The organism is Vibrio sp. 2-Bac 85, from assembly GCF_037546705.1.
Taxonomy (GTDB): Bacteria; Pseudomonadota; Gammaproteobacteria; order Enterobacterales; family Psychromonadaceae; genus Psychromonas.
Genome location: NZ_JALAAB010000010.1, coordinates 107,934 through 123,746 on the forward strand (window position 1 = coordinate 107,934; position 15,813 = coordinate 123,746).

At 35.9% G+C, this 15,813-nt stretch carries 13 protein-coding genes; 6 read left to right on the forward strand and 7 right to left on the reverse strand.

Features of this window, described 5'->3' with window-relative positions; all coding sequences use genetic code 11:
• The first annotated feature begins 212 nt into the window (after positions 1–212).
• From MT390_RS12085 to MT390_RS12100, 4 genes are all read left to right on the forward strand, one after another.
• Positions 213–1,241, forward strand: coding sequence for a hypothetical protein (locus MT390_RS12085; protein ID WP_499441366.1), 1,029 nt, complete (start codon positions 213–215; stop codon positions 1,239–1,241).
• A 271-nt stretch (positions 1,242–1,512) separates the two neighbouring features.
• Positions 1,513–2,391: a DMT family transporter gene (locus MT390_RS12090; RefSeq protein WP_166372031.1), complete on the forward strand. Its 879-nt coding sequence runs from the start codon at positions 1,513–1,515 to the stop codon at positions 2,389–2,391.
• A gap of 54 nt (positions 2,392–2,445) precedes the next feature.
• Positions 2,446–2,769, forward strand: a complete 324-nt coding sequence (yqfB, locus tag MT390_RS12095) for a N(4)-acetylcytidine aminohydrolase (RefSeq protein ID WP_499441367.1) — start codon at positions 2,446–2,448, stop codon at positions 2,767–2,769.
• Positions 2,770–2,867: 98 nt separating this feature from the next.
• Positions 2,868–3,515 (forward strand): peroxiredoxin-like family protein, encoded by a 648-nt coding sequence (locus MT390_RS12100; RefSeq protein ID WP_499441369.1) that lies wholly within the window; start codon positions 2,868–2,870, stop codon positions 3,513–3,515.
• Positions 3,516–3,750: 235 nt separating this feature from the next.
• On the opposite strand, the gene MT390_RS12105 is transcribed toward MT390_RS12100, so the two are convergent.
• The 4 genes from MT390_RS12105 to ung all read right to left on the reverse strand — a co-directional run bounded on the left by MT390_RS12105 (position 3,751) and on the right by ung (position 7,718).
• Positions 3,751–4,824, reverse strand: coding sequence for a Preprotein translocase subunit SecY (locus MT390_RS12105; RefSeq protein WP_499441371.1), 1,074 nt, complete (start codon positions 4,822–4,824; stop codon positions 3,751–3,753).
• 469 nt (positions 4,825–5,293) lie between these two features.
• Positions 5,294–5,968 (reverse strand): 2OG-Fe(II) oxygenase, encoded by a 675-nt coding sequence (locus MT390_RS12110; protein WP_299661159.1) that lies wholly within the window; start codon positions 5,966–5,968, stop codon positions 5,294–5,296.
• Between the two features lie 413 nt (positions 5,969–6,381).
• The gene (locus MT390_RS12115; protein WP_299661161.1) at positions 6,382–6,921 is read right to left on the reverse strand and encodes a hemerythrin domain-containing protein; all 540 of its coding nucleotides are present in this window, start codon (positions 6,919–6,921) and stop codon (positions 6,382–6,384) included.
• A 137-nt stretch (positions 6,922–7,058) separates the two neighbouring features.
• On the reverse strand, positions 7,059–7,718 hold the full coding sequence (ung, locus tag MT390_RS12120) for a uracil-DNA glycosylase (RefSeq protein WP_166372027.1): 660 nt from the start codon (positions 7,716–7,718) through the stop codon (positions 7,059–7,061).
• 374 nt (positions 7,719–8,092) lie between these two features.
• Here ung and grcA point away from each other — a divergent pair, with 374 nt between their 5' ends.
• Positions 8,093–8,473 (forward strand): autonomous glycyl radical cofactor GrcA, encoded by a 381-nt coding sequence (gene grcA / locus MT390_RS12125; RefSeq protein ID WP_166372026.1) that lies wholly within the window; start codon positions 8,093–8,095, stop codon positions 8,471–8,473.
• Positions 8,474–8,758: 285 nt separating this feature from the next.
• On the opposite strand, the gene MT390_RS12130 is transcribed toward grcA, so the two are convergent.
• Positions 8,759–9,670: a ZIP family metal transporter gene (locus tag MT390_RS12130; RefSeq protein ID WP_166372025.1), complete on the reverse strand. Its 912-nt coding sequence runs from the start codon at positions 9,668–9,670 to the stop codon at positions 8,759–8,761.
• 292 nt (positions 9,671–9,962) lie between these two features.
• Positions 9,963–10,634: a leucine efflux protein LeuE gene (gene leuE, locus MT390_RS12135; protein ID WP_299661172.1), complete on the reverse strand. Its 672-nt coding sequence runs from the start codon at positions 10,632–10,634 to the stop codon at positions 9,963–9,965.
• Positions 10,635–11,067: 433 nt separating this feature from the next.
• Here leuE and MT390_RS12140 point away from each other — a divergent pair, with 433 nt between their 5' ends.
• The gene (locus MT390_RS12140) at positions 11,068–12,360 is read left to right on the forward strand and encodes an alpha/beta fold hydrolase (RefSeq protein ID WP_499441374.1); all 1,293 of its coding nucleotides are present in this window, start codon (positions 11,068–11,070) and stop codon (positions 12,358–12,360) included.
• 354 nt (positions 12,361–12,714) lie between these two features.
• Here the strand turns inward: MT390_RS12140 and MT390_RS12145 are convergent, their stop codons facing one another.
• Positions 12,715–15,693: a DUF748 domain-containing protein gene (locus MT390_RS12145; RefSeq protein ID WP_499441375.1), complete on the reverse strand. Its 2,979-nt coding sequence runs from the start codon at positions 15,691–15,693 to the stop codon at positions 12,715–12,717.
• Between the last annotated feature and the right edge of the window lie 120 nt (positions 15,694–15,813).

Consider the following 15,813-nt stretch of genomic DNA (forward strand, 5'->3'; position numbering starts at 1 on the left):
TGAGTTTTAAGTAACCAATTTAAATCTAGCAGCATTCAGTTTTATAGTAATTCAGGGAAGTATGTGCTTTTATAGTCAAAGCTAGAATTCTGTATCCAAAAATGATCCAATAGGCATAAACTGATAACTCACTGCACAGTTTAATAACGAAATAGACGGCGAAATACGGTAGTAAAATATAACAGCTAAATATAGCAACAAGGGAGATTAGATTGAACTTAACAAAACAAGATCTTAAAAATGCTGTAAATGAAAATATAATTTCCTTTGAGCAATCAGAAAAGTTAATTGAATTTCTCAATAAACAACCCCACTCGGGACCTAAATTCGATTTCACTCATGTGCTTTATTATGTAGGTGGCATGATCGCAATCGGTGCCATGACACTTTTTATGAATTTAGGCTGGCAGTCCTTCGGAGGCATAGGAATTACTGTAATCGCTTTATTATACACAGCGATAGGTATTAAACTTACTCATCAGTTTAAAGCCAAAGGTTATGCAATACCCGCTGGAATATGTGCTACTTTTGTGATCGCATTGACTCCTTTAACTATCTATGGGCTACAACAATCATTAGGTTTTTGGCCTGACGACAGTGTCTATCGTGATTACCATCGCTATGTTCAATGGCACTGGCTTTACATGGAGCTAGGCACATTAGTTGTCGGTATTATTTTAGCTTGGAAATATAAATATCCGTTTTTAATGATGCCGATTGCCGTGACACTTTGGTACCTATCAATGGATATTACCGCAATGCTGACAGGCGGTGATTTTAACTGGGAACTAAGGAAACTAGTTTCAATGATTAGTGGATTAGTGATGATTAGTTTAGCTTTCTGGGTCGATATTCGCGCGAGAAATAAAGCAGACTATGCATTTTGGATCTATTTATTTGGCGTGATAGCATTTTGGAGCGGAATGTCACTTCAGTATTCCGATAGTGAGTTATCTAAATTTATTTACCTTTGCATTAATTTATTGATGATTGTTATAGGCGTAACATTAGTTCGTCGTGTATTTGTTATCTTTGGTGCAATAGGGAGTAGTGGTTATTTAGCTCACCTAGCCTTTAGTATTTTTGAAGACAGTTGGTTATTTCCAATTATCTTAACGGCATTAGGTTTATTAGTCATTTACCTTGGTATTCTTTGGCAAAAACATGAACCAATCCTCACTAAAAAAGTGAGAAGTAAACTGCCCACAGCATTGGCGGAGTTATTAGCATCAAAAACATAAACGGTCAACGACAGAGGACTTTAATATCTAACCTCTGCCTTGTACAAAATAAAGCTGCATAAAATGTAACATCCGAAACAGTTCAATACGATTATTGCCAATTAACTAAATGATTTAATTGGCAACAATTCTTCCATTACAGAATTAACATTAGTAAATTAAAAAAATAAAACCGTGTTTTTATTACTGAATTATTGCAAAAAATAGTTTACTCTAATGTGCTTCCTTATCAACACTCAAACACAGTCAACCTTAAAAATAAGGGTACATTTTGCAACAAAAATTTGCATTCAGAGCAGAACTGATTTTAATACTAGTGACTATTTTAGCAGGCCTTGGTTGGATTTTTTCTAAAGAAGCCTTAGCGGGAATGACACCTCTATTTTTTGTTTCCATGCGTTTTTTAATTGGCGGCATTGTATTGTTCTTAATTGGCCCCCGCTATTTTCGAAACCTGAAATGGAATGATGTTAAACCCATTATGTTAATTGGTGGCGTTATGGGCTTGGCGATGATGTGCTGGGTATTAGGGTTAGATCAAGCCTCTAACCTTGGTGTTGGCGCATTCATTACCTGTCTTGGTGTTGTTTTTGTTCCTATTATTGGACGCTTTATGTTTGGTGATAGGCCCGCCACCAGCATTTGGGTTGCGCTACCCGTTGCCGTAACAGGCTTGATTTTTTTAGCACTAAGTAATGGTATGAGTTTTGAAATTGCTCACTTATATTTCTTAGGTACGGCTATCGGTGTCGCATTCCAGCTTAATCTACTGTCTCGTTTTTTAATGCGTATGCATGCTTTAGTGATCACCAGTATTCAATTAACCAGTGCAGGTGTTTTATTACTGATCATGTCATTATTTACTGAAGCAATGCCACAAGGCATTACCTTTAGTATTACCCTTTGGTTTTTAGCCAGTACTTTAATCGCAACCAGTTTACGTTACCTACTTCAAATGTATGCAATGAGCTTAACACCCGTTAGTCATGCAGCAGTGATTATGAATTTAGAGCCGGTATGGGCTGCTATTTTTGCTGTTTTGTGGTTTGGAGAAGTGATGACATTAGGGCAAATTTTTGGGTGTTTCCTCATTTTTATGGCAATGCTCATTAGCCGTTGGTCGCAGATAAGAAAACTGTTTAAAGGTTAACTTAAAATAATCAATTTATGCCCTTCAAAGGCATCGCAAAACTGGATATAAATAATGACAATCCCGATAACTAATAAAATTACGTTTTTTGAGTTTTTAACGCCATCTGTCGCATCGGGTGAAAAAACCATTACCATTCGCGATAAATCTGAGAGTCACTATGTCGTAGGTTCTGAGGTAGAAGTCTTTACCTTAGAAACAGATCAAAAGGTATGTAATATAAAGATTGAATCAGTGACACCATTAAAGTTTGAGGATATTAATGAATTTCATGCTCAACAAGAAGCAATGAAATTACAACCACTTAAAGATTTAATACAAAAAATTTATCCGAATACTAACGAGTTATTCATGATAACTTACAGCCTGTTACCTTAAGACTTGGAACAATAACGCCTATATAACCTTAATGTAATTATAACCTCAATGTAATTGGGAATACCAAGGCCGCCATATCAACCACTCAGGAATAAAATATGACAACGTTAAAACAACAAACTGAAGCAAAAGTAGAAGCTGGACGTAAAGGTAATCCTGATTTTATGGCCGGTGTTGATCAGGTTATTGCCCAAGCAAAATCTTTTCAGCAAGGTAAAGATGCACTCGATGCGGGTAAAAATGCGCCTAATTTTGAACTTCCTGATGCACAGGGTAAATCTATTTCACTAGCGGATTTACTAATAAAAGGCCCTGTTGTGATCACTTTTTATCGAGGCAGTTGGTGCCCTTACTGCAATCTACAACTAAAAGCATTGCAGGCTCAATTAGCAGACATTCAAACATTAGGCGCAACCTTAGTCGCAATTAGTCCACAGATACCCGATGGTTCATTAACTGCCGATGAAATAAACAATATGGGATTTACAGTATTATCAGATCAAGATGCAAAAGTGGCTGCTGAATATGGCGTAGCATGGCAAGTACCAGATTTTTTGCTGGATCATATGCGTAATGACCGTCAACTAGACTTAGAAGCCATTAATAATGGTAATGCTAATATCATTCCAATTCCCGCAACCTTTATCCTTAACAGTGACGGTGAAGTGACATGGCGTTTTGTTGACCTTGATTACCGTATTCGTTCTGAACCTTCGGATATTATTGAAGCACTGCAGAAGTTATAGGTTATAGATTAAATAACAAAGCAAAAAACCTTTATCCTAAAATAGATTAAATAGGGTAAAGGTCCTCTAGTATCGTTAAAATCAAATGAATGACAGCAGTTATTAGCAATCATTATGTGATGACTTTATGTTTATTAGCTAGCCTCACTGCGTTGACAAGCATAAGTAAATCCTACTAACCCTGAACCTATTAACCCTTAATCTAGTAACGTTTATTTAAAAATAACGCTACCGATTAAGCAGCCTGTTCAAGCATCGATGGTAATTTTTCAGATACGCTTTGTTTATTACTATTTTGCCCACCCTCACCTTGCCAAACAAAATGGCGATTCGGCTTTTGCCTAATCAATCCCTTTGCTAATAAAGCAGTAAACACTTGATCCGTATCTTCAGCATTCAATGTTAGTTTGTCGGACAATGCCTTTTTAGAGCAACGCACACTACCGCTACTTAATAATGGAATGGCTTGTTGTAATAGTTCTTCACTGCGAGACAAGGTGCTCGCTTTATGGTTTGTAGTATTATCAAGTAAGTCGGGGTCAGATAACGATTGCTTATCTTGTTCAACTTCCTGCAATTTTAAGGTGCGGGTAAAACGCAGCTCTTCGCCAATTAATCCCACAAAGAAAGCGGCAAATAAATCTAATAATACCGATAGAAATATGACCAGTGATAATTGTGCAGTCTTAGTCTCAATATTTAATGCCGTTGCCACACTACCGATTAACCCTAATACTGAACCTTGGCTTGCAACAGGTTGTTTATCGCGTTCAATCGCAAGTGCTAACTGTTGTTGACGTAATTCAGTATTCTCTTTTTGAATACGCGCAACACCAGTGACGATACGATTTAACTCAATGTATTTTTCTGCTGCAACATTATTAAGCGCAATCTGTTTATCAATTGCCGCAATTTGAAAATCAAATGTCGCCTTTTTATTGTTTTGTACATCTAAGTGGCTCTGCGCAGTATTAGTTGCACTATTGATCCCACCGATACTACCGCCAATGGAGATAATGGCTAAAATGCTATAGAAAATAAAAGCGGAAAAAGCTGCGCTAATATTGTGCCTTGCTAAACGCTCCCCAAACTCGTACCAAGCAAAGAATTTGCCCAATTCAAATATAACAGCTAACGAACCAAACAAAACTTGCATCCACAGTCCATCATCAATCGATAAGAATAATAACAATGAAAAAATAATAGAAGCTAATATAGATGCGCCGGTAAAACTATAAACAACGGTCATAGCAAAAGGGCCTTTGGCATGGCGAATGCGTTTTTTAGGTAGTGTCGTGAGACTAGTCATGAATTATCTACTTATAATTGTTGATCATTGCTCAAGTCGTGAAAGCGGACAGCTAACAAAGCGGATCAAATAAAGACGGAAATTGGCGGCGAATTGTAGAGGGGCTTTTAGCGAAAAGCCAGTAATGACGGGTTAGCAATGAAAATAAAAGTAAAATATTAATAATTTGTTTGTTTTTCACACAAGGCTAAAAAGACAAAACGCCACTCTAAGTAATAACTTGATGATCTTGTAAGGCATTATCGAATGTTACAATGCGCCCTCATTTTACAAACAGGTATTTTTGAGTAAACGACCCATGTGGCAAGTCGCGAGGTAACCCTGTTAGTTGTAGTTATAAAATGGCAATAAAGGTTCGATTTACCCCATTAGACCTTGAACTGTATACTGAGTATCTGCTCAGTTCATGGCTTGATGATTTTTGTATTTTAAATCACCACGAGTATATCGTTTACATTAACAGGACTAATTAACGTGGTGGATCAACGCGGTCTGTCACTGATGTATTAACCCTGAACCATCCAGCAATAGAATAACGGTCACGATTCGCCGCTAACACCTCATGAGGAAATTCTTCACTTAAAAAAGCCACCACAGTCCCCATTAATGGCACAACTTTAATGCCTTCTTTATCATGGTCACTTTTGTATAACACCAATTCACCACCATCAGTCGCTAACCAATGGCTATTAAAATAGACCACTAGTGACAAAATGCGATTTGATTCACCTTTAAAAGCATCATAGTGGCGTTTGTAATAATCGCCAGGACTGTAATGGGCGAAATGGCTTTCAAATGAAAATAATCCTAAAAATAATCGTCTATTTAAATAACGTTGAAAACTAGCTGTCCACTCCAGCCATTCTTTACCAGCTTCGCTTTCACCCGTTATCCAACTGATAGCATCAGTTCTAACAAACTCATTTTTTAAATATTCTTTCCCCCTACCAATACCAGCATTTTTAAACTTATCAGCCTCCATGGCCTGTTGATGCATAAATAGCGTTTCAGTTAACTGTTCAGGCAAAGCTGTTGGTCTAATACTGTAACCTTGTTGATGGATATCTTTTGCGATCAATGCAAATAGAGATTCATCAATTATTTTATTTCCGCCTATTTCTCTGATCTTTTTTGCTGCTAGCAAAGTGGTGGCCTTAACATAAGTATGAATAGATAATAAGTTAACTCAAAAGTAGCGAGTGCATAATTGGCAGAGCGTTTATCACCATGAACTGGGGGTGATGAAATGCCTTATCAACAAAGCTATTAGGCAATTGTTGACTGTCTTTTTACTACTTTTAACGGGAGCGCATAATGCCACTTTTACATCAGAAGAAAAGCTTTATTATGCGAATCTAAGATTGAAGTTTGAGAAGTCTAAAATTGAGATGAAAAACTGTTATCTAAACACTTATCATTTAAATCTAAGCCAACATTTAATATGTCTTTTTAACCATTAGCTTAATGGTAATAGTGGTACAGGTAGCGGCTTAAAAGAATTAGTCTTAAAAGAGTTATACCACTAAGTTAAGTTCGGTTCGGTTAAATTAAGTTGAATTAGGTTAAGTTAATACGTGCCGCTAAAGATTTAAACTCATGGCTAATGTTAGCTCCAAATAGTGGGTCAGCATATTCGTTATGTTTCCATTCCAAACTGAGGTGGATCCAATCATCGGCAGTTAAACTTTTTTTGATAGCAGGCAAAATATCTTGCTCTTCATAATTCAAATGCGACTTTTGATTACTGACGAATTGAGCCAATTTTTCAGTGAAGAGTTCTTTAGGAATAATTGCATCCAACAAAATCATATCTAACATATCATCTAACTCACGAGTCATGACTTTTAAATGTTGATGATCATCGGCCAAACGATTAGCAACTTGGTCTTTTACTACTCGATATTTTAAATAATAAGCATAAATAAGATCTTCCATCGGATGATGGTATTTGTCCGCATAGTTTTTCAGATAACTGATAATTGATTTAATAAGTCGATAATCAATTTCTTTGTCTTCTTTTAATAAATTGACTTTAGCCTCTAGAACCTGCAATAACTGCATCATATTGCGGTGATCTTGTTGAATTTTTGCAATCATTTGTTAAGCCTCGAATGTAATAGAACAATATATGGATGGTATTTAATCACTCATAACAAGGTCAAATTATAATCAAAGTGACAATTTAAATACCTGTAGTAAATCAAGAAACCAATTAATAATCTAGATTCGTATAATCAGTCAGCTTTCCAATTTATTGGTGTCTTATTTTGCACAATCAATAAATTATTCGTTTTAGAAAAATGCTGGCAACCAAAAAATCCACGATAAGCAGATAATGGAGAAGGATGCACAGCAGTTAAAATATGATGCTTGTTTGAATCTATCAAAGTCGATTTTTTTATTGCATAACTACCCCACAATAAAAATACGACCCCTTCATTATTATCATTAATATGTTGGATTACATTATTCGTAAATTGCTCCCAACCTCGTTTGGCATGACTGCCTGCATTACTCTTTTCAACGGTTAACACCGCATTAATTAATAACACACCTTGTTTCGCCCACTCACTCAAATCACCATTTTCAGGTAAGTTATCCCAACATAAATCATCAGCAAGTTCTTTATAAATATTACGTAAAGAAGGCGGTAACTTAACACCTTTTGGTACTGAAAAACTTAGGCCATGGGCCTGCCCTTCTCCGTGATAAGGATCTTGACCTAAAATAACCACTTTAGTATTTTTTAGCTCAGTTAACGAAAAAGCTTTAAAGCGATCTTCTTCACTAGGATAAATACTTTTGCCCGCTGTAATCTCTTGATCAATAAATTGCTGCAAATTCTTATAATATGTTTTTTGCTGCTCTTTTTTTATAAACTCTTGCCAGCACATGGCACACTCTCCTTTAAGAACCTCAATACAGAATAACACATAAGCATTTGTTAAATATTAACTTTTAAGTTACATTTAATTAACACTTACGATTGAAAAGAAACATCAATATTATTCCATTTAAGATCTCATTAAAAACAGCAAGTTATAAAATCACCTTGATATCGCTCAATTTAAATACAATTAAACCACACAAAAAACAAGTGAATATTGATTTACATCAATCAAATCCCGCCATATAATCTGACGTAGATTCATTAAAACGTTATATTAAATATAGTTTATTTACAGTATCGTAATTTTATTACGATATAAAATGACTATTAATCGTTTTAATTAACATTAATTATTTCAACCAATATTAAGGAAATATCATGGCTTTAGGTATCCAGATTACTAAATCAGATAACGCAGCATTATTAAACTCTTTCTGGTTATTAGATCAAAAAAACGCTCAAGCACGTTGTTTATGTGTAAAAGACAATGCATACGCTGAAGATCAAGTGATTTCATTAGCTGAGTTGGGTGATATTGAATATAAAGAAGTACCTGTTCAAGCACCTGCTGCACAGGAAGGCGGACAGCACTTAAATGTAAATGTGCTACGTCGTGAAACATTAGAAGATGCAGTTAAACACCCTGAAAAATACCCGCAATTAACTATTCGAGTATCAGGATATGCAGTACGTTTTAACTCATTAACACCAGAACAACAACAAGATGTATTAACGCGTACTTTTACTGAAAGTTTATAATCATAGCGTTATTTTTGTTTAAAATAAAAGCGTTCTTAATGCCATTAAGAACGCTTTTTAGCACAACTATTCAGTCAGTATTCATTACCTTCCCTACTCTGTGCTCTTATTACCTGCCAGCTAGCCCAAATAGCTAAGTAGATAGCTACTTATACAACCCCACTTGGGTCACCAATTATCTCGTTTCCTATAAAGCGTAAAATTGTCATAAGCGTAAAACGAAGTATGACGCGTAAATAGTTACTTGGATTCAGATTATAAACTGTCAATAAGCGCCATTGGTATTTACCCTAGAGTAGTATCCAATAACATCATCAGAGCAAAGCCAATCATTAAACCAATGGTGGCCACCGTCTTATTACCATTACTATGTGTTTCGGGGATCACTTCATGAGACACCACAAATAACATCGCCGCACCGGCTAAACCTAAACCGATCGGATAAGCAATCAGATACCCCCCAGCCAAACTGACTCCCAATAATGCACCAAGTGGCTCAAGTAGCCCAGTTGCAGCAGCAATTAATACAGAGAACCCTGCTTTAAACCCCGTTGCACGAAGAGTTACTGCCACCGCTAAACCTTCTGGAATATCTTGCAATGCGATAGCTGTCGTTAATGGGATGCCAACCGATAAATCACCTTGTGCATAACCAACCCCAATCGCCATACCTTCAGGAAAATTATGTAATGCAATCGCAAATACAAAAAGCCACGCACTACTATAAGCTTCGTGCCCTGCACCACATGGGCCAGAATCCAAATGTTCATGAGGTACAAATTCATCTAACCCCATCATCAAAGCCACACCCATGATCATACCAAACAGCACAATCATCCCACCCAAGAAAGCACTGCCAGAAATATCAATGGCAGCTTCAATACCCGGTAATAATAATGAAAAAGCAGCAGCAGCTAACATCATGCCTGCAGCAAAACCTAACATTGTGTCTGATAACTTTCTTGGGATCTCTTTAATAAACAAAGCAGGTAATGTACCTATCGCAGTCGCTAAAAAACCAGCGGTTCCACCTATTAAGGCATACTTAATAAATACTTGTTGATCCGAATAGACTGAATTCAATATCATCAAAGCAATGAATACAATAGAAGCAATAAGAATTAAGATTAAATAAGGATGGTTTTTACAATGTTTTTTAAATCCAAAAAACCAACTTGAAGGTGCAGTGACATCCATATTCGTTCCCCATTGGATAATATAACTACTAAATAATAGTTATATTCAAAATAGTTACTTTGAAAATAGCTACTTTAAAAACAGTTACCTTGAAAATAGCTACGTTGAAAACAGCTACGTTGAAAACAGCTACATTCAATCTTCCTCCAACCCTGAACAAGTATCAATGAATGAATACAAATTAATATTACAGGTCATACTATTTAAATCCCCCCAACAAGGATAACCTATACAAATATTAAAAATTATTTAACGAAGTCTGTCATTTGCACCAAAATTGGAAGCTATCCCCTTAACTTGCACTCGCTAATGCTAGCTTAATTGCAAAGCCTACAAAACCAACGCCTACACCACCAGCAGAAATTGAACTTACTTTTTGACGTTTTCTAAAACCCTCTGCCAGTTTCTGTCCTGCATAAACTAATATCACTAAATATGTGAGGCTCAATGCTTGCAGAGTCAGGGCTAATATCAAAAATGGCACCGCAGGTTGTGGGTAACTAGGGTCAACAAACTGTGCAAAGAATGAAAGGAAAAACAAAATAGCTTTAGGGTTTAACAGGCTCACTAATAAAGACTTTTTAAACGCTTTCGCCCCCGTAGTCCGGTTCTCAGTAATTGAGCTTTGTAAATCAGTGGTATCGACTTTGCGCCACGTTGTAATGGCATCTTTAATTAAGTGATAGCCGATATAGATAAGGTAAGCTGCTCCAGCGTATTTAATGATCATAAACAAGGCAGGATAAGTTACCAGAATAGACACAGCACCAAGCGCAGTCGCTAGCATCAATATCGAGTCGCCGACCAAAATACCCAATAAAGCAGCCCAACCTAGGCGCGCTCCTTGTCGAGCAGAAAGCGCAAGAACATAAAGTGAATTAGGACCAGGCAATAACACAATAAATAACGTACCCACAAAATAGGTCGTATAACTCAATACACCTAGGTTTTCTAAATTTAACATTTATCTTCCATCTCCTAATGCCAATGACGGCTAATCATTTAATATCCATTTGGTCTGTAAAGTATAATAAAAAAGTAAAGCAAACAACCTTACTTAAGGTAACTTTCTCATGTTATTTCAAGATGCTTTTTAAAGTTTAAGCTAGGCCACGTAAACTAACGATTTAAGCGAAGAGCGGATAGTAAGTGAGGACACCAAATAATATTGTTCACTGCTCATTCAGCATCGACCATCGCTAAATTTCATACCTATCTTTACCACTACAATCATCAGGTTTAAATTAACTTTAAAAGTAAATAATGACTATTTGCGACTTTTTTATCTTGAAGTATCATGGTTAACCATAGATTGATGACGGGTGCTAATAAAAACATTAATAGCAAAAAGCTATTGTTAGGCTCCGCGAGTAAAAACTCATAAAAAGGATAGTACTTTGCAAATAAGTTTTATTGATGGAACAACCTTATATCGTCAACACCATTTTCAATTACCGCTCGATCATAGCCATTCTGATGGACAGAAAATTGCTGTTTTTGCGCGAGAGTTGGTAGATGTAAAAAAAGACAAACAAGATTTGCCCTGGTTAGTTTTCTTTCAAGGCGGTCCCGGTTTCCAATCACCTCGTACAAGTGGTGAATCCGGTTGGTTAAAACGATTATTGCAAGAGTATCGAGTGTTGTTATTAGACCAACGAGGAACAGGTAACAGCTCGATGATCAATCAAGCGTCTTTGGCTCACTTATCGGCAACTGAACAGGCAGAGTATTTAACACACTTTAGAGCCGACAGTATTGTGCGTGATGCCGAAGCGATTCGCATTAAGTTTAATATCAAACAATGGGCAACGTTAGGGCAAAGCTTTGGTGGATTTTGTATATTAACCTACCTATCATTATTCCCAGAAAGCCTACTACGTTGCTATATTACAGGTGGCATTCCTTCGCTTACACGACAAACCGATGATGTTTATCATGCAACTTATCAACGTACGACAGATAAAAATAAGGCCTTTTTTGCGCAGTTCCCAGCGGCACAACAAATGTGTTGTGATATTGCTCAATATTTACTGAATAACGAAGTTACCTTACCCAACGGACAACGCTTCACAGTAGAGCAATTTCAGTTAATAGGTATTAATTTGGGCCGAGGAAATGCCGCTTTACCGCTCTACTACCTTTTAGAAAGTGCATTTATACACTGCAATGGGCATAAACAACTTAGTTACAGCTTCTTAAATCAGATGCAACAAGAGCAAGGTTACCTTACCAACCCAATCTATGCCATTTTGCATGAATCCATTTATTGCCAAGAAAGTGCATCAAATTGGTCAGCGCATCGTGTGCGTGAACAATATTCACAGTTTAATTACCAATCTGGTAAAGCATTCATGTTCACCGGAGAGATGGTCTATCCATGGATGTTTGAGCAATTAGAAACATTAAAAGCACTTCGCCCTGCGGCCAATCTTTTAGCAGAAAAACAAAATTGGGGTAAGTTATACGACACTGACATATTAAGTAAAAACAAAGTCCCGTTAGCATGTGCCGCATACGCAGATGATATGTTTGTAGAGCTTGATTATACGCGAGAAACCTTAGCGAGTATTCCGATGTCAAAAGCTTGGATCACCAATGAATATGAACATAATGGTATTGGCGTTGACGGTGAGAAAATTCTCAGTCGTTTAATTAAAATAGCAAATGCATTGGATAATTTACCGAAATAGCTTTGCGTGCTATTCATTCTTACTTTCTATTATCAGAAGGGAAAGTAGGAAAGAGGCAGACCCAATTGTTTTTAATCTATAAAGCAACACCGATGTTCAATGGACTTTTCTCTATAATTATCTTCAATACATAGATAAGAACAGCGAATACGATATGAAATACAGTAATAATGAAACTATTAGATAGAGACCTAAGACTGGCGAGGCGGTATCAGAGCAACGCCCTCTTCGCATGTAAAAAACACTAAAAATTCTCTTCGAAGAGTTATATTGGATAAATGAAAAGAGCGAATAAAACCCCGCTCTTTTCATTTTGAATTAGTGCACTGCGTGATTAAAAGTAGCTTGAACAAATTATTTTGCGCTCAAAGTAAACTCTGTGATAATTTTGTCTTTGTCTGCTATGCCATCCAAAGAAGGATTTAAAACAAACACTTGTGAGTTAGGTAATTTATTTACTTTAATCAGTTCTTGTTTAATTACGCTGACGCGCTTTTTAGCTAATGTTAACATATCTAAACTTTCTAATGGTTGAGTCTCTAATAACGCATCGGTTAAAGCCTGCTGGTAACGAGCTTTATACTCATCTTCTTTTTGTTCAGTCTCCACATTTAACTTAATTTGAGCTTCAAGCTGATCAAGTTTCTGTCTTGATTCACGACTAGCATATAGCGCTTCCATTGCATCAACAAGCTCGTTAGAGTCATTAATATTAACATCGGATTCAATGAAATATTGATCCAGATTGTAAGTTTTCAATGCTTTTTCTTCTGCTTTTTGGTCGACATTAACCCGTACCTCTAATACTAACTCAGGACGTTTATTTAATACTTCAGCTAATACTTTCAATGCCTCTTTTTGTTCTAAATTAAGCTCACTGCTGCCTAAAGAAAATGCAATTTTATTCAAGTTATCGGTGTTGCTACCGGCAAGATTGGCAATGGCAGAGAAAGGAGAAGTAATTGCTTTTGTTAGTAAGTTACCTAATGTTTTTAATAATATTGCTGTAATTTTAAATTCAGGGTCATCTAAATTACCAGTGATCGGTAAATCAATATCAATCACTCCATCTTTATTTTTAAATAAGGCTAATGCTAATTTAATGGGTAAATCTAATGCTTCATCACTTTTAACCGTATCCCCTAAGTTAAACTGATCTAAAACAATACGATTTTTCGCTTCTAATTTGTTATCTTTTATTTTGTAATCAAGCTGAACATTCAACTTACCTTTGTCAATTATATAACCAATATGGCGGCCTGAATAAGGCGTAAATGCCGTTAAATCTATCTTATCAAACTTAACGTTTAAGTCTGTATACAGGTCATTAGATAAAGGGTTTAATTTACCCTTGACCAACATCGTTGCATAGTCGTCAATCGTGCCTTTAATTTCAACATTGGCTATTTTTGTATTATCTGAAGACAAGTTGCTTATTTGACCATTCATATGTTCAATGGCGGTGCCAAACTGAGGTTGTAAAGAGAGATCTGCAAAATAAGCACTACCTTCACTTAAACTAACTTCACTAATACTTAATGGTAATGGCGTTTCATTAGAGGAGATAGTTTTAGGTGTTTCTTCCTTCTTATTGGTTGCTTTTTCAACACTTAATTTTGATAAATTAACACTGCGGTCTTTAGCAATTACAACTCTAAAGTAGGGTTTAGTTAAAGCAATTTTTCCAATATCAATAGCGAGAGGATTAAGGTCAATTTTTATTGGGTTAATTGATAATTCATTCCATCCGAGAAGGCGTTTATTTACCACCTTGTCCAGGCTATTAAATGCTTTGATATTAATGTTACCGGCGAATTCGCCCTGAATTTCTCCATCATCAGCTTCACTCAACTGAAAATCAGCATCTGTAAACAAACGTCCTTTTTCAAGTTTAATGTGAACAGACTCTGCAACGTAGGGTTGTATCGAGGTTAAATCTATTCCTGCAAGTGTTAAATGTGAGTTTAATTTTAAAGGGGCAATGACTAAGTCGCCCACCACTGTATTCTTTTGTGATGAATCAACAAAATAATTTATTGAAAAAGGTAATGTTGATGTTAAATCTTGGTTTAATTTATTTAATTCAATATTAATCTGTTTAACCGCAATAGCGGCCGGTTTTTTTGGTTGTTTATCTAGCCAATTAACGTGACTATTTTGCACTAAAACCTGCTCAACAGACCACATAAATGGAGGTGTCACTTGTGATGATGCATCATCTTTTACAGTAATGTCTTTAGCATCGTCAGTTTGTATTGTATTAGTGTCGCTTTCAGATATTTTGGAATTAGCTAATGGTGCTAGCATTGCTAATTCACCCTGTTGATCTCGTAATATATCAAGCAACAAAGTATCAATAACAACTTGTTTAATGACTATATTTTTTTCCTGTAGGTCAAAATGACTTGGACCAATATGGATTTTTTTAATTGCAAGTAACCCGTCAGGTGTATTTTCTGAAGTTAGCTTCATGCTATCAATATCAATTAGCGAATTTTCAATTTTTAAAGCGAGTTCGTCTTTTAATAGACTCACTTCATAGTCACCCTTCACTGAAGCAATGGCATTAGTTAATTCATAAGGAACTGTATCTTGGAGATACGGCCAAAGTTCATGCACTTTAATGCCAGACAGATCTAAAGAACCAGACGAATGGATAGGGTTTACCGAAATTAAACCATTCCAATTTATTGTCTGTCCAGTGCCTAATGCTATATCAAGTTTATATTGACCATCTTCATTCAATTTTGTTGAGAAATTTTCTAAGTCAAAGGAGATTGGTGTCACTTGATGTACAACCGAATTACTTGGCTGAAAATTAGTGAGTTTTAAAGCACCATTTTGTAAGCTGATTTTATCAATTAATAAAGGAATAATAGATGATTCTTCTTCCTCATCTTCAATTTCGTTTTTTTCAGGAGCAACGGCATGCTTTGCAAGGGCTTTACTAAGGTTATTTTCACCTTCTTTGTTGATGGTTATATCAATACGAGGATCAATTAACTCAATACTTTGAAAAGTAACGGCTAACTCAAATATTGAACGTAAAGTGAAATTTGTATAAAAACGAGAAAAACCAATGACTTCTTTGTTATTTTGGTCAATGATACTCAATTGTTCAATATTTAAAGCTAAGCTATAAGGATTTAATTCGATTTTTCCAATTTCAGTATTCCAACCTAAATTCGATTGAACTTGTTCCTTTATCGTCTGTTGAATTAAAACAGGCGCTAATAAAAACCCTGCAGCACTATATATTGCAGCAAAAAGTAATACCCAAAATAGAAAATGGCGATAACAATGACGGCTGAATAAATTTTTAAAATGTTGCACAGGAAATCCTTTCATTTATGGTAGAAAAACTCGCTATTAAAGTATACGGAATAGGCAAGGTATTGCACATAAGCAAATTATAAATAATGAATAAGAATACGATATTTTTAATCTGCATAA

Coding starts and splice junctions, on each gene's coding strand:
- yqfB (WP_499441367.1), top strand. CDS start 2,446: ATGACAATCCCGATAACTAATAAAATTACGTTTTTTGAGTTTTTAACG.
- MT390_RS12100 (WP_499441369.1), top strand. CDS start 2,868: ATGACAACGTTAAAACAACAAACTGAAGCAAAAGTAGAAGCTGGACGT.
- MT390_RS12105 (WP_499441371.1), bottom strand. CDS start 4,824: ATGACTAGTCTCACGACACTACCTAAAAAACGCATTCGCCATGCCAAA.
- MT390_RS12115 (WP_299661161.1), bottom strand. CDS start 6,921: ATGATTGCAAAAATTCAACAAGATCACCGCAATATGATGCAGTTATTG.
- ung (WP_166372027.1), bottom strand. CDS start 7,718: ATGTGCTGGCAAGAGTTTATAAAAAAAGAGCAGCAAAAAACATATTAT.
- grcA (WP_166372026.1), top strand. CDS start 8,093: ATGGCTTTAGGTATCCAGATTACTAAATCAGATAACGCAGCATTATTA.
- MT390_RS12130 (WP_166372025.1), bottom strand. CDS start 9,670: ATGGATGTCACTGCACCTTCAAGTTGGTTTTTTGGATTTAAAAAACAT.
- leuE (WP_299661172.1), bottom strand. CDS start 10,634: ATGTTAAATTTAGAAAACCTAGGTGTATTGAGTTATACGACCTATTTT.